Here is a 15,386-nt window from a genome sequence, read left to right as displayed (position 1 = left end):
GCTCGCGAGGGGTCGGCGCAGGTCCCTGCACGGCGGCCGTGCCAGCACGCCGCCGGATAGCGTGCGGGAGTGAGCCCGCGGACCTCCCCCCTGCACGAACGGCACGTCGCGGCCGGCGCCAAGCTGGCCGACTTCGGCGGCTGGTCGATGCCCATCGAGTACGCCGGGGGAGGGGTGCTGGCCGAGCACGCCGCGGTGCGCGAGGCCGTGGGCCTGTTCGACGTCTCGCACCTGGGCACCGGCACCGTCCGCGGTCCGGGCGCCGCCGCGCTGGTCGACGCCTGTCTGACCAACGACCTCGCGCGTATCCGGCCGGGGCAGGCGCAGTACACGCTGTGCTGCGTCCCCGACGGGGAGGCCGACGCCGGGGGCGTGGTCGACGACCTGATCGTCTACCTGCACGGTCCCGACGACGTCCTGCTCGTCCCCAACGCCGCCAACGCCCAGGAGGTGCTCGCCCGGCTGGCCGCCGCGGCCCCGGCCGGGGTCGAGGTGACCGACCGGCACGAGGAGGTGGCCGTCCTGGCGCTGCAGGGCCCGCGCTCGGCCGCCGTCCTCTCCGCCGCCGGGCTGGTCGCCGACCTGCCCTACATGGCCTTCGCCGGCGGGGAGGGCCAGGAGGTGACCGTCTGCCGGACCGGCTACACCGGCGAGCACGGCTACGAGCTGCTGGTCGCCGCCGACCGGGCGGGCGAGCTGTGGGACCGGCTGCTGGAGGCCGGCGCGGCCGAGGGCATCCGCCCGTGCGGCCTCGGGGCGCGGGACACCCTGCGCACGGAGATGGGCTACCCGCTGCACGGGCACGAGCTGTCGCGGTCGATCACGCCGAACCAGGCGCGCAGTGGCTGGGCCGTCGGCTGGGACAAGCCGGCGTTCTGGGGCCGGGAGGCCCTGCTCACCGAACGGGGAGCCGGCCCGGCCCGGCTGCTGTGGGGTCTGCGGGCGCCCGGCCGGGGCATCCCGCGCCCGGGGATGGCGGTGGTGGACGGCGACGGCGCGCGGGTCGGCGAGGTCACCAGCGGCACGTTCTCCCCGACCCTGCGCACCGGCATCGCGCTGGCGCTGCTCGACACCGTGGCGGGGGTGGCCGACGGGGCAGAGCTCGCCGTCGACGTCCGCGGCCGTCCGCAGCCGGTCGAGGTCGTGCGCCCGCCGTTCGTCCCCTCGCACGTGCGCTGAACCCGTCCAGGTCCCCGGGTCGGCGGTGGGCGCTCAGGCCTTCTGCTTCGACTCCTTCGTCGGCTCCGGCGGGTCGGGCAGCTCGTCGGCCATGGTGGCGTTGCGTTGGCCCATCGGCACCGGCTCCCCCTCGGTGGTGTCCTGCGCGGTCTGGTGCTCGGCCTCGGAGTTGATCTCCGCACCCAGAAGGATCAGGTAGCAGGTGAGGTAGAGCCACAGCATGAGGACGATCACGCCGGCGATCGCGCCGTAGGTCTTGTCGTAGGACCCGAAGTTGTTGACGTAGAAGCTGAAGCCCAGGCTGACCAGTGCCCAGATGACCGTGACGACGACCGCGCCGAGGCTGACCCACTTCAGCTGTGGGGCGTCGCGGTCCGGGGCCACCCGGTACACCACGGCGAGCGAGCCGGCGAAGACCCCGAGCAGCAGCACCCAGCGGATGACCTGCGCCAGGATCGTCCCCACGACGCCGAGGGGCAGCTGGTCGAGCACGGCCGGCACGACGGCGACCAGCGCGAACGTGATCAGCACGAACACGATCGCCCCGAGGGTGAGGCCCAGGGCCAGCGCCTTGCGCTTGACGAAGCCGCGGGTCTCCACCTCGTCGTAGGCGATGTTCACCGCGCTGATCAGGTTGCCGGTGCCGCCGGACGCCGACCACAGCGCGGCCAGGACCGAGACGAACAGGGAGAACGACAGCGCCCCGCCGCTGTTCTGCGTGATCGCGGTCAGCTGGTCGCCGATGAGGCTGGCCGCCTCGTCCGGCAGCTGGGCCGACAACTCCTCGACCTGCCGGGCCACGGTCTCCGGGCTGGCGACCAGGCCGTAGATGGAGATCGTCGCGATGAGGGCGGGGAAGATCGCCAGGAAGGCGAAGAACGCCACGCCGCCGCCGATGATCGGCATGTTGTCGGCGTTGTTCTCGGCCCAGGCCCGCTTGACGATCTGCTTCCAGCCGCGCGCCGGGATCTGCGTCGGCTTCTCCGCATGCACCCCCGGGAGCTGCTCCGGGGACGGTCCGCCGGGCGGGACGCGTCCCGGGTCCGGCGCGCCGTCCCCCCGGGCGGCCCGTTCGGCCGCCTCGCGGGCGGCCGCCCGCCGGGCCGCCTTCTCCTCGACGCGCTCCCGGATGCGGTCCACCGCGCTGTCACGACTGCTGGGCCCGGGCCGCGTCCCGGGTCGTGTGCCCGTCATGTCCGTCCCCCTCGTCGCGTCAGTCGCCCGGCCAGCTGCCGGTCAGCTTCGTGAAGCCGCGAGCGCCGGCCCGGTCGATCACGGCCTTGGTCGCGGCGAAGATCGCGCCCTGGATCGCCGCGGCGAGCACGACCTCGCGCATGCTGTACTCGCTCTGCAGCGCGTCGGGCGCGTCCTCCTCCCCGGAGACCCGCTTCCAGATCTGCTTGAACACCGCGCCGGAGACGACGCCGGCGAGGATGCCGCCGGCCAGGCCGACCGGCCGGTAGACCAGCTTGGCGCCCGTGCTGCTCACCTGCGTGCCCTCCTCGCGGTCCGCCGGGTCCTCGTCGCGGTGCGGGTGGCGGTCCGCTTCGCGTTCCTCGCCACGGCCCGGCGTGCCTTGCGTGCCTCGCGTGCGGCCTCCTGCCGGGCGCGCCGCGCCTCGGCCCGTGCCTCGGCGACGGCCCGTCCCGTCGCGGCCTCGGCGGCCAGGCGGCGGCGCCTGCGCCGGCGGCGCCAGACCACGAGGCCGACGAGGCCGGCCAGGGCGGCACCGGCGCCGGCGACGACCGGCGGGCTCTCGCGGTAGGTCTCGACCGCGGTGTCCTTGGCGCGGGCGGCGCCCTCCTTGGCCCGCGCCGGGACGTCGAGGCGGTGGCTGAGCTCGTCGACCGTGCGACCGAGCTGCTCGCGGGTGGCCTCGATCTCGGCCTTGATGGCGTCGGGGTCGGTCGGACCCGCGGTCGCGTCGTCGGGCTCCGAGGCGCCGGACGGCGTGCTGCCGGACGGTGTGCTCATCGGCGCGCACTCTCCTTCACCGTGGCGATGTCGGCCTTGGTGCTCGCGATCGCCTCGCTCGGCACCGGCGGCGTCCCCTGCTGCACGTCCTTCCTGCCGACCAGGGCGAGCACGCCGGCGACGGCGAACAGCACGACGGCGACGACGAGCGCCGCCAGCCAGGCCGGCAGCACCAGGTCGAGCAGCAGCACGAAGGTGGTGATCAGGACGCACAGCCCGAGGAAGCCGACGAGTCCGGCGCCGCCGAACAGCCCGGCACCGACCCCGAGGCGCTTGGCCTTCTGGGTCATCTCGGCCTGGGCCAGGCGCGCCTCGTCGCGGACGAGACGGGAGACCTGCTCGGTCAGCTGGCTGATGAGCTGACCGGTGGAGGCATCCTCTGTCGAGGGGGGCGGCGGGGTCGCACGCGAGGCGCCGCTCGCTGCGGGCGTGGTCATCGGACCTCCGGGAGGGGCGGGACGGTCGGTGCCCTCATGCCCGCGCCGATCACGGCGCTAACCCCCGCGGAGGTCACACCCCGGCCACGACCGCAGCCGCTCCCGCCCGCTCACCTACCCTCGCGGCATGAGCTGGACCTGGCGACTGCAGGACCCCGACGGCGCGACCCTGGACCCGGCCGCGCTCGGCGTCGAGGTGCCGCGGTCGGACAACCAGGGCGACGCCGAGTCCTGGCTGGGCGAGCACTGGCGCGACCTGCTGGGCCGGGGGGTGGCCTCGGTGACGCTGTTCGACGGCGACCAGCAGGTCTACGGCCCGATGGCGCTCGCCCCGGCCTGAACCCCGGGTCGAGGTCCAGGCCGGGCGCGGGCGGTCCTCCTTCAGCCGCGCGCGGTCTTGGCGGGATCGCGCTCGACGACCTCGCCGAGGACCTCGTCGATGCGGGCGAGCACGTCGGCCTCCAGCCGGACGCCGGCCGCCTTCACGTTGTCGTGCACCTGCTCCGGCCGGGTCGCGCCGATGATCGCGGCCGCGACGTTCTCGTTCTGCAGCACCCAGGCGACGGCGAGCTGCGCCATGGACAGGCCCAGGTCGTCGGCGACCGGCCGCAGGTCCTGCACGCGGGTGAGGACGTCGTCGGTCATGAACCGCCGGATGAACCGGCCGGCCTCGGGGTCGGTGGCCCGGCTGCCCTCCGGCGGCTGCTCGCCCGGGCGGTACTTGCCGGTGAGCACGCCCTGCGCCAGCGGGGACCACACGATCTGCGACACGCCCTCGCGCTGCGACGTCGGGACGACCTCGTCCTCGATGACCCGCCACAGCATCGAGTACTGCGGCTGGTTGCTGATGAGCTGGACACCGAGGTCGCGGGCGAGCGCCGCGCCGGCGGCGATCTCCTCGGCGCGCCACTCCGAGACGCCGATGTAGAGCACCTTGCCCGCCCGCACCAGGTCGGCGAAGGCGGTCATCGTCTCCTCCAGCGGCACCGTCTCGTCGTAGCGGTGCGCCTGGTAGAGGTCGATGTGGTCGGTCTGCAGCCGCCGCAGCGAGGCCTCGCAGCTCTCCTGAAGGTGCTTGCGGCCCAGGCCGCGGTCGTTGGGGCCGGGGCCGGTCGGCCAGTAGACCTTGGTGAAGACCTCCAGGCCCTCGCGGCGCTGTCCGGCGAGGGCGCGGCCGAGCACGGACTCGGCGCGGGTGCCGGCGTAGACGTCGGCGGTGTCGAAGGTCGTGATGCCGGCGTCGAGGGCGGCGCGCACGCAGGCCTGCGCGGCGTCCTCCTCGACCTGGCCCCCGTGGGTGAGCCAGTTGCCGTAGGCGATCTCGGAGATGGTCAGGCCGGAACGGCCGAGGCGTCGGTACTCCACGTGCCCCGACGCTACTGCCGCCGAGCCGCACCGGCCTGCCCGCTGGGTCCCGCCCCGGGCGTGCGAGCGGGGGACCTCCCTCAGACGTCGGCGCCGAGCGCGACCTCGGGCTTGGGGAACCGCCACCGGCGGATCATGGTGGCGCGGCTGACGCCGTACCAGACCAGACCCCTCATCCGGTGCGGCTGGTCGGGGAAGCGCTCGAGGACCTTCTTCTTGATCCGGCGGCCGAGGAACACCGAGTCGACGGCGATGAGCAGGAAGAAGGCGAACCAGACGAAGACGGTGTAGCTCTGCACCGCCGGGTTCGGGATGAAGTAGCCGACCAGGACCAGTGCGGCCACCAGCAGGAAGAAGCTCCCGGCGTTGCGGCGGGCGTCGACGACGTCGCGCACCAGCCGGCGCACCGGGCCGCGGTCGCGGGCGGGGACGGACGCGTCGTCGCCGCGGGCGGTGCCGGCCCGGGCATCGGCCCCCCGGACCGCGCGCTGCTCGCGCATCCGCTGGTAGGCCTCCTTGCGGGTGGTCGGAGGCGGCGGCGGGGGACCGGGACGCCGGCCCTGGGCCTCGCTGCGCTTGGGCGTGGGCCGGCCCTTGCCGCCGGACTTCACCAGCTGCTCGGTCAGGTCCGTGGCGGCGTCCGGGGCGGTCGCGGCGCGGTCCCGGCGCCCGGGCAGGCGGAGCTTCACGACCGGGGAGTCTACGTGCGCCCGCGCAGGGGACCGACGGTCCCAGCCGCGGGCCGTACAGTGGTGCACGGCCATGGAACAGCGTCGGTCACGACGGTGTTGGCCCGCTGCAGGGAGCACCGCAGCGGGCGCCCTCGGATGTGGGAGGACAGAACATGACGGTGCAGGACACCGAGACCGCCGGCAGCACCGGCGTGCTGCTCAGCGAGCCGGCGGCCGCCAAGGTCAAGGCGCTGCTGGACCAGGAGGGCCGCGACGACCTGCGTCTGCGCATCGCCGTCCAGCCCGGTGGCTGCTCCGGCCTGCGCTACCAGCTCTTCTTCGACGAGCGCTTCCTCGACGGTGACCAGACCTTCGAGTTCGGCGGCGTCGAGGTCATCGTCGACCGGATGAGCGGCCCCTACCTGGGCGGCGCGGTGATCGACTTCGTCGACACCATCGAGAAGCAGGGCTTCACGATCGACAACCCGAACGCGCAGGGCTCCTGCGCGTGCGGCGACTCGTTCCACTAGGCCACCAGCGCCTGGACGGAAACGGCGCCCGTCCCCTCCGGGGGCGGGCGCCGTTCTCGTCGGTCAGAGCTTGACGGGGTAGACCGTCTCCGGGACGTCGACGGTGATCCGCTCCTCGACGAAGATCCCGTGCCACACCATGAAGACCAGCACCGACCACAGCTGACGGGCGATCCGCTTGCTCGGCACCTCCTCGGCGCGCAGCCGGTCGAGCAGGCCGAGGACGACGTCGCGGTCGAGCCACTCCTGGGTCTGGCTGTCGGTGACGATCCCGCGGGCCCAGTCGTGCAGCGGGCCGGCGAGGAAGTCCGCCGTCGGCACCGGGAAGCCCAGCTTGCGGCGGTTCATGATCCGCGGCGGGACGATCTGCCGCATCGCCTGGCGCAGCGCGTACTTCGTCGCGTCCCCGCGGCGCGGCACCCGCTGCTCGACCGGCAGGGAGCTCGCGATCGCGAACACCTCGGGGTCGAGGAAGGGCACCCGCAGCTCGAGGGAGTTGGCCATGGTCATCTTGTCGGCCTTGACCAGGATGTCGCCGCGCAGCCAGGTGAACAGGTCGACGTACTGCATCGCCGTCACGTCGTCGTAGCCGGCCTCGCGGGTGCGCCGGTAGAGGTCCTCGGTGACCGCGACGTGGGACAGGTCGGGATCGCGGCCCGGCAGCAGCGCGGCCAGCTCGTCGTCGCGCATGTTGCGGGCGTTGCCGTAGTAGCGCTGCTCGAGCGGGGTCGACGCCCGGCGCAGCAGGTCCTGGCCGCGCACGCCCTCGGGGAGCAGGCCGGCGATCCGGGCCATCGCGCGGCGTCCGGCGGGCGGGAGCGAGGACGCCCACGCCAGGCTGATCGGCTCGCGGTAGATCGTGTAGCCGCCGAAGAGCTCGTCGGCACCCTCGCCGGAGAGCACCACCTTCACGTGCTTGCGGGCCTCCCGGGCCACGAAGTACAGCGGCACGAGCGCGGGGTCGGCGACCGGGTCGTCGAGGTACCAGACCACCTCGGGGATGGCCGCGGCGAACTGCTCGGCGCTGACCTCGACCGGCACGTGCCGCACGCCGAGGATCGACGCCGACTCCGCGGCGATCTCGATCTCGGACTGTGCCTGCCGCTGGAAGCCGACCGTGAACGTCATCAGGTCGGGGTTGTAGCGGTGCGCCAGCGCGGCGATCGCGGTGGAGTCGATGCCGCTGGAGAGGAAGGAGCCCACGGTCACGTCGGCGCGCATGTGCTTGGCGACGGACTCGTCGAGCACCGCCGCGATGCGGCCGTAGAGCTCCTGCTCGCCGGCGGCGGGCACCGGCTGCGGCCGGAACGTCGGGTGGAAGTAGCGCGCGGTCGACAGCTCGCCGTCGACGACGGTGAAGCTGGTCCCGCTCTCGATCCGGCGGATGCCGCGGTGCAGGGTCGCGGGCTCGGGCACGTACTGCAGCGTCAGGTAGTGCTGCAGCGACGCGGGGTCCACGCCGCCGGCGGCCGCGCTGCCGCCGAGCAGCTGCAGCAGCGCCTTCTTCTCCGAGCTGAAGACCAGGCCGCCGTCGGCCAGGCGCGCGGTGAACAGCGGCTTGATACCGAACGGGTCGCGGGCGCCGAAGGCGGTGCGGGTGTGGGTGTCCCAGATGACGAAGGAGAACATCCCGCGCAGCCGCCGGACGACGTCCTGACCCCACAGGTGGTAGCCGGCGACGATCGTCTCGGTGTCGCCGTGCGTGGCCAGCTGTGCCCCGGCGGCGGCGAGCTCCTCGCGCAGCTCGACGTAGTTGTAGATCTCGCCGTTGAACAGGATCCGGTAGCGGTCCCCGGCGTAGGGCAGCGGCTGCGGACTGCCCTCGACGTCGATGATCGACAGCCGGTTGAAGCCGAGGACGACGTTCGGGTCGGCCCAGACGGCGGTGTCGTCGGGGCCGCGGTGGTGCAGGCAGTGCAGCGCCTCGCGGACGCCGTCGACACGGTCGTCGTCGACCCGGGGGGCGTCGGTGGACAGGTAGGCCAGCAGGCCGCACATGGGCGCAGGTCTCCGGGGGTCGGCTCGAGCCCGGCCGCGGTGGCCGGGACGGGGTCAGACGCGCTCGCCGGCGCGGGTCCTGCGGGTGGCGAACCGCTCGGCGACGAACGACAGGACGGGAACGGTGCCCGCCAGCAGGATGAGGACCGTTCCACGCGCCGTCCAGCGGGCGCGCAGGGCGAGGTCGCAGGCGGTGACGAAGAAGATGGCGTACAGCCAGCCGTGCGCGGTGCCGATGACGGCCACCGGCTCGTCGACGCCGCCCAGGTACTTGATCGGCACCGCGACCAGGACGAGCGCGATGAGCAGCACACCCACGATCCAGGCCATGACGCGGTAGCGGAGGAGAGCGGCGGGGACGCCCTGCCCGGCCCGACGGGCGAGCGCGCGGGGCAGCCGGCTGTGCTCCGCGGTCCGCTCAGCGGCCATGCGTGCTCTTCTGCCCCAGCGCGCGCTCGTTGAGCTCGGCGAGGTAGGCGTTGTAGGCCGCCAGCTCCGGGTCGCCCGTGGTGTCGACCCGCGGCCGTTGGTACAGGACGACCGCGTTGCCCGGCTCGTCCTCGTCGGGGTCGCGGTGCAGCTCCTCGCGCACCATCCGCACGTAGAACCACAGGCCCATGAAGCCGTAGAGCGGCCACTGCAGCGCGTAGCTCCAGTTGACCGCGCCGCCGCCGTTCTCGGCCTTGGTGAGCTGCCAGTAGCCGAGGAAGAACGTCGCGACGAAGAGAGCCGCCACCAGCAGGTGCAGCAGCACCCACCTCGGAGTCAGCAGCCGCGTCCACACGCCTCCGACTCTAACCGCCGCGGCGGCCGGGGCGGCGGTGCGGTGGGGGGCGTCACCGGCCTCCACCGGCGACGTCGGCGGGTCCGGCGGGACGGCGACCGCCGTCCCCGGGACCACCGCGGGGAGGGCGTCCCCTCCCACGGTCCCGCCGCACGTCGGGCGGCCGGTCGGGCCGGGGATCCGGCGGATCGGCGCCGACCCGCCGCCACCCGTCTCCGGTCGTCGGCCGTTCTGCGAGGTCGGCTAGTCTCGGCCCAGACTGGAGTCGGCGCACGGACCTCGGGGTTCCCCGCAGGCGGCCGCGCCGGTGGATCCGCCCGGGTCACCCGGGTGGGGGAACGAGGAGGCAGCGAGCAGTGGCTCGAGGCAGCAGGCTCGCGCGGGTCGCCGCGCTCGGTCTCCTGGGGGTGCTCACCCTCACCGGGTGCGACCCGAACAACGAGTTCTGGCGCTTCGGTTTCCCCTCGGGGATCACCGAGCAGTCCCAGAGCGTCCGCCAGCTCTGGACGTGGTCGGTGATCGCGGCGCTGATCGTCGGCTTCATCGTCTGGGGCCTGATCATCTGGTCAGTGCTCTTCCACAAGAAGAAGGGCGACGAGCTCCCGCGGCAGACCGCGTACAACCTGCCGCTCGAGATCGCCTACTCGATCTTCCCGTTCATCATCATCGCCGGGCTGTTCTTCTTCACCGTCACGGTGCAGAACGAGGTCCAGGCGCGCAGCGACGACCCCGACGTGACCGTCGCGGTCAACGCCTTCAAGTGGAACTGGCAGTTCGTCTACCCGGAGACCACCGGAGCCGACGGCGAGCCGGTGAACACCGTCGGCAGCACCGACGAGATCCCGATCCTGGTCGTGCCGACCGGCGAGACCATCCGCTTCGAGGTGTCCTCCGCCGACGTCATCCACTCCTTCTGGGTGCCGGAGTTCCTCTTCAAGCTCGACGTCATCCCGGGCAACGAGAACGGCCGGGACAACGTCTTCGAGGTGACGGTCAACGAGCAGGGCGCGTACGTCGGGCGGTGCGCGGAGCTGTGCGGCACCTACCACGCGTACATGAACTTCGAGGTCCGCGCGGTCACCCCGCAGCAGTACGACGCCTACCTCGCCGCCCGCGAGTCCGGGCAGAGCACCTTCGAGGCCCTGGAGAGCATCGGCCAGTCCGGCGACGCCACCTCGACCCGGCCGTTCCGCGTGGGCGACGACTACTACCAGCGGGCCGAGAACTGAGCCGGCTGACGACGTCGTGACCGCCCCCACCGGCACCACCGCCATCAACGCCGCCCCCGGCGAGCAGGGAGGACGACCGTGAAGGTCGAGGCGCTCATCTTCAACCTCATCGCGGTGTTCTGCGTCATCGCCGCGGCCGTCTACGGCATCTGGTCCCGTGAGCCGATCGGCACCACCGCGCTGGTCCTCTCCGCGGCGCTGACCGGCCTCATCGGCGGCTTCTTCTGGTTCGTGTCGCGCCGTATCGACGCTCGTCCCGAGGACCGCAAGGACGCCGAGATCGCCGAGGGCGCCGGCGAGCTCGGCTTCTTCAGCCCGAGCAGCTACTGGCCCTTCACGCTGGCCCTGTCGGCGGCCATCACCGGTCTGGGCATGGCCTACTGGTACATCTGGCTGGTGATCATCGGCGTCGTGGCGCTGCTGGTGACGATCGGCGGCCTGCTCTTCGAGTACTACGTCGGGCAGAACGCGCAGTCCAGCTGACCTCCCCGCTCCCACGAGGGCCCTCTCCCGCACCGCGGGGGAGGGCCCTCCGTCGTCCGGGGGCCGCGGGCCGGCAGGTGCCCGGCCCCGGACGGCCGGATGCCCGGACGGCCTCGCCCGGCCCCCGGTCCACGCCGTGACCTGGCGGCCGGACTCGCGCCGGCCCACGTCCGGGCCGGCGTCTCGGCGATGCCGGAGGACGACGGCTCGCCGGTCACCGCGGCCGACCTGGCCGTGGAGCGACTGCTCGAGGAGACCTTGTCGCGGGCGCGGTCCGGGGATGTGCTCCTCGGCGAGCAGGTCGGCCGGCTCGCCGAGTCCGAGCGGGTCCGGGTCCTCGACCCGATCGACGGCACCGGCTCCCAGCAGGCGTAATCCGAACTGGCGGATCCACGTCGCGCTGGAGGTCCCGGGGCACCGGGGTCGCGGTCGTCACCTCCCCGGCGCTGGGGCGGTGCGGGTGGGCGACGCGGGGTGGGGTTCTTCGAGTCGTCCTGGCCCTGCCGCGGCGCCCGGCGGTCAGCACGACCGCGACACTCGCCGGTGCGGTGCTGAAGGCCCTGGACGACGAGTCGAGGGCGCATCTCCCACCGGGCGCGCAGCGCCCCCCGCCGAGCCCCCTCCCGCTGGTCGAGCTGGTGCGCGGCGAGATCGACGCCTTACTGGCCGAGCGCCACCACGCGTGGACCACGCTCCGTGGATCCTGATCGTCGAGGAGGGGGCCGTTTCACCGACCGCACCGGTGGACGAGCGAGCGACCGTGGCGGGGGCTTGTACTGCAACGCCGCCCTGCGCGACCCGCTGCTCGCCGCGCTGGACCACCCGGCACGCCGCGACCGCCCGACCGCCTGACCGCGCCTGACCGGCGCAGGCGCCGGCCTGCCGCCCAGGGCCCCGCAGGGCGCCCCGTGAGCCGTCCCTCCGGCCCCGTGGTACCCGACGACGCAGCAGGGCCCCGGGTGGGGAGTCCACCGGGGCCCTGCTGGCTGCCCCCTGGCGGGGGCGTCGATCACTCGCGGGTCAGTCGCGCGGCTCCTGCGGCCGGCCACCCTCGGAGGGACGCCCGCCCTCGCTGGGGCGTCCGCCCTCGGAGGGGCGGCCACCCTCGGCCGGGCGCCCGCTGGTGGTGAGCTCCCGGTGCGAGTCGGCCGGGGCCAGCCCGCGCTCCTCGCCGCGCTGCTCGAGCTCGACCGCCGCGGGCTCCTCGATGGGCGAGAAGAAACCGCGGATGGCCCGGCGAGCGCCACCGACCTGGTTCATCTTCTTGGGCACCGGAGCGCCGCCGTAGGCGAGCTCGCCGTGACCGTGGTGGTCGACCGGGCCAAGCGGCTGGTGGACCTCGATGAACTCACCGTGCGGCAGACGCCGGATGACGCCGGTCTCGATGCCGTGCTCGAGGATCTCGCGGTCGTGCTGCTGCAGACCCAGGCAGATCCGGTAGGTGAGCACGTAGACGACCGGCGGCACGATGATCAGGCCGATGCGACCGATCCAGGTCATCGCGTTGAGGCTGATGTCGAACTTGTCGGCGATGACATCGTTGGCGCCCGACAGCAGCAGCACCACGTAGAACGAGATCGCCATCATGCCGAGCGAGGTCCGCACGGGGACGTCGCGCGGGCGCTGCAGCAGGTGGTGCGAGGCGGTGTCGCCGGTCAGCTTCCGCTCCAGCATCGGGTAGGCCAGCAGGAGCGTGAAGATGATGCCCGGCAGGACGACCGTCGGCCAGAACAGCGCCGGGATGTTGTAGTTGCCCGGCAGGTAGATGTCCCAGGCCGGGAACAGCCGCGTCGACCCGTCGAGGAACATGACGTACCAGTCGGGCTGGGACGCTGCGGACACCTGCGACGGGTTGTACGGACCCCACAGCCACACCGGGTTGATCTGCACCAGACCGCCGAGCGCGGCGACGACACCGAAGACCACCATCATCAGGCCGGTCGCCTTCCCGGCGAAGGTCGGGAAGAGCCGGTTGCCGACGACGTTGTGCTCGGTGCGGCCGGGACCGGGGAACTGGGTGTGCTTCTGCTTGACCAGGATCAGCATGTGCAGCGCGATGAGCGCCAGGAGGATCGCCGGGATGATCAGCACGTGGGCGATGTAGAGCCGCCCGACGATCAGCTCGCCGACGTAGTCACCGCCGAAGACCGCCCAGTGGACCCAGGTGCCGACGACCGGGATCGACAGGATGATCGCCGACATGATGCGCAGGCCGGTGCCCGAGAGCAGGTCGTCGGGCATCGAGTAGCCGGCGAAGCCCTCGAAGATGCCGAGGATCAGCAGCGCGACGCCGATCAGCCAGTTGGTCTCCCGCGGCCGGCGGAAGGCGCCGGTGAAGAAGATCCGCAGCATGTGGCAGACGATCGAGGCCATGAACAGCAGCGCGGCCCAGTGGTGCATCTGCCGAATCAGCAGACCGCCGCGGACGTCGAAGGAGAGGTCCAGCGTCGAGGCGTAGGCGATCGACATGTCGATGCCGCGCAGCGGTGCGTACGTGCCGTTGTAGGTGACCTCGACCATCGAGGCCTGGAAGAAGAACGTCAGGTACGTGCCGGTGAGCAGCAGGATGATGAAGGAGTAGAGCGCGATCTCGCCGAGCAGGAACGACCAGTGGTCGGGGAAGACCTTGTTGAGCGTCCTGCGGAGGGGACCGGCGACGATGAGCCGGTCGTCCACCTCGAGAGCGGCCTTGCCGAGGAGCGTGGTGGGTGCTCCTGGCTTGGTGGCGGTACGGGCCATCAGATGCGCTCCCGGTTCCAGTAGGTGGGACCCACGGCCTCAATGTAGTCGCTGCGCGCGACGAAGAACCCCTCGTCGTCGACTGTGATGGGCAGCTGGGGGAGCGAGCGGGTGGCCGGGCCGAAGACCGGCTTGGCGCCCTGCGTCACGTCGAACTGCGACTGGTGGCACGGGCAGAGGATGCGGCTGGTCTCCTGCTCGTACAGCGACACCGGGCAGCCGGCGTGCGTGCAGATCTTGGAGTAGGCGACGTAGTCGCCGTAGCCGAAGTCTTCCTGGCCCTGGCGCGGCGTGGCCTCCTGCGCCTGCGCGGGACGCAGCCGGATGAGCATCGTGGCCACGTCCGAGAGCCGGTTGCCCTCGGGGACGGCCGGGAAGACCGTCTCCAGCGAGCCCGGCACCTGGTCACCCGGGCGGATCGGGGTGCCGTCGTCACGGACCAGCCGCACGCCCTCGGCCCAGGCGGTGGTGCCCAGCGGGTCGCCCTTGTTCGGGTTCTTGATCAGACCGCCGAGCGGGGCGAGCAGCATGATGCCGAGGCCGCCGCCCATGAACACCAGCGTGCGGGTGATGAGCTTGCGGCGGGCCAGCCCGCTGTTGTGCAGGCCGCCGACGAGGGTGGCGCCCGTGGTCACCCGGTCGAAGTGCGAGCCGTCGTGCTTGTCCTGCACGGCGGTCTCGTGCGGCAGCAGCTTCTTGGTGTAGAGCACCAGCCCGACGCCGAAGAAGGTGAACGCCAGGGCCATGAGCGCGCCGAGCAGCGGGGTGTACAGCACGCTGAAGGTGCTGCTGCCCAGCTCCCACTCCCAGTCGGGCAGGAACCAGCCGGCACCGGCGTAGACCACGGCGAACCCGAAGGCGCACAGCCCGGCGAGGCCGAAGAAGAGACCGACCTGGCGGACGGCGCGCTTCTCCAGGTTCGAGCCGGGCTCCGGGCCCGGGTCGACGTGCAGGATCTCGACACCGTCGTAGCGGGCGCCGAGCCGGTCGAGGTCCTCGCGGGGGATGGTCGCGAGCTGCTCGGGGGTGTAGTCGTCGTCCGGGCCGCCGTGGAGCGGGCCGGGGGTGTCCGCGCCGCCGGTCGAGCCGGGGCGGGTGTCGTGCGTGGTCACGCCTTGCTCCCCATCCAGAAGATCCCGAACAGCAGGGCGGCGATGCCGACGACCCAGATGACCAGGCCCTCGCTCACCGGGCCGATGCGGCCGATGCCGGCGCCCCCCGGGTCGGGCATGTCGGTGATCGTCTGGACGTAGTTGATGATCGACCGCTTCTCCTCCGGGGTGATCTGGTTGTCCCCGAAGACCGGCATGTTCTCCGGCCCGGTCAGCATGGCGGCGTAGATCTCGAGGTCGTTGGCGTCCTCGAGGCTGGGCGCGTACTTGCCCGAGGAGAGGGCGCCGCCCTCGCCGACGAAGTTGTGGCAGGACGAGCAGTTGAGCCGGAACAGCTCACCACCGGCGGCGAGGTCGCCGTCGCGCAGGTCGCCCGAGGGCAGCGTGGGGCCACCGCCGTTGGCCTGCACGTAGGCCATCAGCTGGTCGATCTCCTCGTCGGAGAAGATGGCCGGCTTGTCGGGGGCCTGGGCGTCCTGGCGCACCAGCGGCATGCGGCCGGTGTGCACCTGGAAGTAGACGGCCGCCTCGCCGACGCCGATCAGCGAGGGCCCGCGGTTGGGCACGCCCTCGAGGTTCTCGCCGTGGCAGCTGATGCAGCTGCGCTCGTAGAGCTCGCGGCCGGCGGCCTCCGCGCTGGACTCGCTGCCCTCGTCGGCGGCCTGGGCCCCGGGTGCGATGGTCCAGTAGACGGCGCCGGTCAGGAGGAGGCCGGCCATGAGCGCGGCGACGTTGGCCACGCGGCGGCGCTGCTTGGAGCGACGGCGGGCGCGGGCGGCGGCCGCCGGGGTGCCCGCTCCCGGACGCCGCGACCAGCTGAGCCGGCGGCCCGGCGCCTCGTCGGGCCGGCTGTCGGACTGGGGGTTCGTGGTGGACACCGGTTCC

18 protein-coding genes are annotated in these 15,386 nt (G+C 72.8%); 6 read left to right on the top strand and 12 right to left on the bottom strand.

Going from position 1 to position 15,386, the window contains the following annotated elements:
• Positions 1 to 69 precede the first annotated feature (69 nt).
• Positions 70 to 1,179 (top strand): glycine cleavage system aminomethyltransferase GcvT, encoded by a 1,110-nt coding sequence (gcvT, locus tag ACU616_RS26190; protein ID WP_446761320.1) that lies wholly within the window; start codon positions 70 to 72, stop codon positions 1,177 to 1,179.
• Between the two features lie 33 nt (positions 1,180 to 1,212).
• On the opposite strand, the gene ACU616_RS26185 is transcribed toward gcvT, so the two are convergent.
• From ACU616_RS26185 to ACU616_RS26170, 4 genes are all read right to left on the bottom strand, one after another.
• Positions 1,213 to 2,319: a YihY/virulence factor BrkB family protein gene (locus ACU616_RS26185; RefSeq protein ID WP_446761319.1), complete on the bottom strand. Its 1,107-nt coding sequence runs from the start codon at positions 2,317 to 2,319 to the stop codon at positions 1,213 to 1,215.
• A gap of 73 nt (positions 2,320 to 2,392) precedes the next feature.
• Complete coding sequence (locus ACU616_RS26180; protein ID WP_446761318.1) at positions 2,393 to 2,668, bottom strand: DUF4235 domain-containing protein; 276 nt, start codon at positions 2,666 to 2,668, stop codon at positions 2,393 to 2,395.
• A complete protein-coding gene (locus tag ACU616_RS26175; protein WP_446761317.1) occupies positions 2,665 to 3,153 on the bottom strand; it encodes a DUF3618 domain-containing protein in 489 nt (162 codons plus the stop codon). Before ACU616_RS26175 ends, ACU616_RS26180 begins: the two co-directional genes overlap by 4 nt.
• Complete coding sequence (locus tag ACU616_RS26170; RefSeq protein WP_446761316.1) at positions 3,150 to 3,590, bottom strand: phage holin family protein; 441 nt, start codon at positions 3,588 to 3,590, stop codon at positions 3,150 to 3,152. Before ACU616_RS26170 ends, ACU616_RS26175 begins: the two co-directional genes overlap by 4 nt.
• 127 nt (positions 3,591 to 3,717) lie before the next feature.
• Between ACU616_RS26170 and ACU616_RS26165 the strand changes: the two genes are divergently transcribed.
• A complete protein-coding gene (locus ACU616_RS26165; RefSeq protein ID WP_446761315.1) occupies positions 3,718 to 3,930 on the top strand; it encodes a hypothetical protein in 213 nt (70 codons plus the stop codon).
• Positions 3,931 to 3,971: 41 nt separating this feature from the next.
• On the opposite strand, the gene ACU616_RS26160 is transcribed toward ACU616_RS26165, so the two are convergent.
• Both ACU616_RS26160 and ACU616_RS26155 read right to left on the bottom strand, forming a co-directional pair.
• A complete protein-coding gene (locus ACU616_RS26160; protein ID WP_446761314.1) occupies positions 3,972 to 4,955 on the bottom strand; it encodes an aldo/keto reductase family protein in 984 nt (327 codons plus the stop codon).
• Between the two features lie 80 nt (positions 4,956 to 5,035).
• Positions 5,036 to 5,644: a DUF3043 domain-containing protein gene (locus tag ACU616_RS26155; RefSeq protein WP_446761313.1), complete on the bottom strand. Its 609-nt coding sequence runs from the start codon at positions 5,642 to 5,644 to the stop codon at positions 5,036 to 5,038.
• A gap of 155 nt (positions 5,645 to 5,799) precedes the next feature.
• Between ACU616_RS26155 and ACU616_RS26150 the strand changes: the two genes are divergently transcribed.
• A complete protein-coding gene (locus tag ACU616_RS26150) occupies positions 5,800 to 6,156 on the top strand; it encodes a HesB/IscA family protein (RefSeq protein ID WP_446761312.1) in 357 nt (118 codons plus the stop codon).
• Between the two features lie 63 nt (positions 6,157 to 6,219).
• Here the strand turns inward: ACU616_RS26150 and asnB are convergent, their stop codons facing one another.
• From asnB to ACU616_RS26135, 3 genes are read right to left on the bottom strand one after another with little or no spacing between them, the layout of a single operon-like run.
• Positions 6,220 to 8,154 carry an asparagine synthase (glutamine-hydrolyzing) gene (asnB, locus tag ACU616_RS26145; protein ID WP_446761311.1) on the bottom strand — a complete coding sequence of 645 codons (1,935 nt, stop codon included), beginning with the start codon at positions 8,152 to 8,154 and terminating at the stop codon, positions 6,220 to 6,222.
• Between the two features lie 54 nt (positions 8,155 to 8,208).
• On the bottom strand, positions 8,209 to 8,583 hold the full coding sequence (locus ACU616_RS26140) for a DUF3817 domain-containing protein (protein ID WP_446761310.1): 375 nt from the start codon (positions 8,581 to 8,583) through the stop codon (positions 8,209 to 8,211).
• The gene (locus ACU616_RS26135) at positions 8,573 to 8,938 is read right to left on the bottom strand and encodes a metalloprotease (protein ID WP_446761309.1); all 366 of its coding nucleotides are present in this window, start codon (positions 8,936 to 8,938) and stop codon (positions 8,573 to 8,575) included. The genes ACU616_RS26140 and ACU616_RS26135 overlap by 11 nt, the downstream gene beginning before the upstream one ends.
• Before the next feature lie 356 nt (positions 8,939 to 9,294).
• On the opposite strand from ACU616_RS26135, the gene ctaC reads away from it, so the two are divergent.
• From ctaC to ACU616_RS26120, 3 genes are all read left to right on the top strand, one after another.
• Positions 9,295 to 10,167, top strand: coding sequence for an aa3-type cytochrome oxidase subunit II (gene ctaC / locus ACU616_RS26130; RefSeq protein WP_446761308.1), 873 nt, complete (start codon positions 9,295 to 9,297; stop codon positions 10,165 to 10,167).
• Positions 10,168 to 10,245: 78 nt separating this feature from the next.
• Positions 10,246 to 10,650, top strand: coding sequence for a cytochrome c oxidase subunit 4 (locus tag ACU616_RS26125; protein WP_446761307.1), 405 nt, complete (start codon positions 10,246 to 10,248; stop codon positions 10,648 to 10,650).
• A gap of 189 nt (positions 10,651 to 10,839) precedes the next feature.
• A complete protein-coding gene (locus ACU616_RS26120) occupies positions 10,840 to 11,025 on the top strand; it encodes an inositol monophosphatase family protein (RefSeq protein ID WP_446761306.1) in 186 nt (61 codons plus the stop codon).
• A 645-nt stretch (positions 11,026 to 11,670) separates the two neighbouring features.
• On the opposite strand, the gene qcrB is transcribed toward ACU616_RS26120, so the two are convergent.
• Genes qcrB through qcrC form a run of 3 tightly spaced genes read right to left on the bottom strand, consistent with a single transcriptional unit; the run spans position 11,671 to position 15,379 of the window.
• Complete coding sequence (gene qcrB, locus ACU616_RS26115; protein WP_446761305.1) at positions 11,671 to 13,389, bottom strand: cytochrome bc1 complex cytochrome b subunit; 1,719 nt, start codon at positions 13,387 to 13,389, stop codon at positions 11,671 to 11,673.
• Positions 13,389 to 14,501: a cytochrome bc1 complex Rieske iron-sulfur subunit gene (gene qcrA / locus ACU616_RS26110; protein WP_446761304.1), complete on the bottom strand. Its 1,113-nt coding sequence runs from the start codon at positions 14,499 to 14,501 to the stop codon at positions 13,389 to 13,391. The genes qcrB and qcrA overlap by 1 nt, the downstream gene beginning before the upstream one ends.
• Positions 14,498 to 15,379 (bottom strand): cytochrome bc1 complex diheme cytochrome c subunit, encoded by an 882-nt coding sequence (gene qcrC, locus ACU616_RS26105; protein ID WP_446761303.1) that lies wholly within the window; start codon positions 15,377 to 15,379, stop codon positions 14,498 to 14,500. The genes qcrA and qcrC overlap by 4 nt, the downstream gene beginning before the upstream one ends.
• Between the last annotated feature and the right edge of the window lie 7 nt (positions 15,380 to 15,386).

The sequence above is a fragment of the Geodermatophilus sp. URMC 62 genome (genome assembly GCF_052931475.1).
The sequence above is the reverse complement of the archived record's forward strand: the minus strand, read 5'-3'. Positions and strand labels throughout refer to the sequence as shown.

What these genes read in the sequence shown, in the direction of transcription:
- ACU616_RS26165 (WP_446761315.1), top strand. Translation starts at nt 3,718, where the DNA reads ATGAGCTGGACCTGGCGACTGCAGGACCCCGACGGCGCGACCCTGGAC.
- asnB (WP_446761311.1), bottom strand. Translation starts at nt 8,154, where the DNA reads ATGTGCGGCCTGCTGGCCTACCTGTCCACCGACGCCCCCCGGGTCGAC.
- ACU616_RS26150 (WP_446761312.1), top strand. Translation starts at nt 5,800, where the DNA reads ATGACGGTGCAGGACACCGAGACCGCCGGCAGCACCGGCGTGCTGCTC.
- ACU616_RS26175 (WP_446761317.1), bottom strand. Translation starts at nt 3,153, where the DNA reads ATGAGCACACCGTCCGGCAGCACGCCGTCCGGCGCCTCGGAGCCCGAC.
- ACU616_RS26170 (WP_446761316.1), bottom strand. Translation starts at nt 3,590, where the DNA reads ATGACCACGCCCGCAGCGAGCGGCGCCTCGCGTGCGACCCCGCCGCCC.
- ACU616_RS26120 (WP_446761306.1), top strand. Translation starts at nt 10,840, where the DNA reads ATGCCGGAGGACGACGGCTCGCCGGTCACCGCGGCCGACCTGGCCGTG.
- qcrB (WP_446761305.1), bottom strand. Translation starts at nt 13,389, where the DNA reads ATGGCCCGTACCGCCACCAAGCCAGGAGCACCCACCACGCTCCTCGGC.
- ACU616_RS26140 (WP_446761310.1), bottom strand. Translation starts at nt 8,583, where the DNA reads ATGGCCGCTGAGCGGACCGCGGAGCACAGCCGGCTGCCCCGCGCGCTC.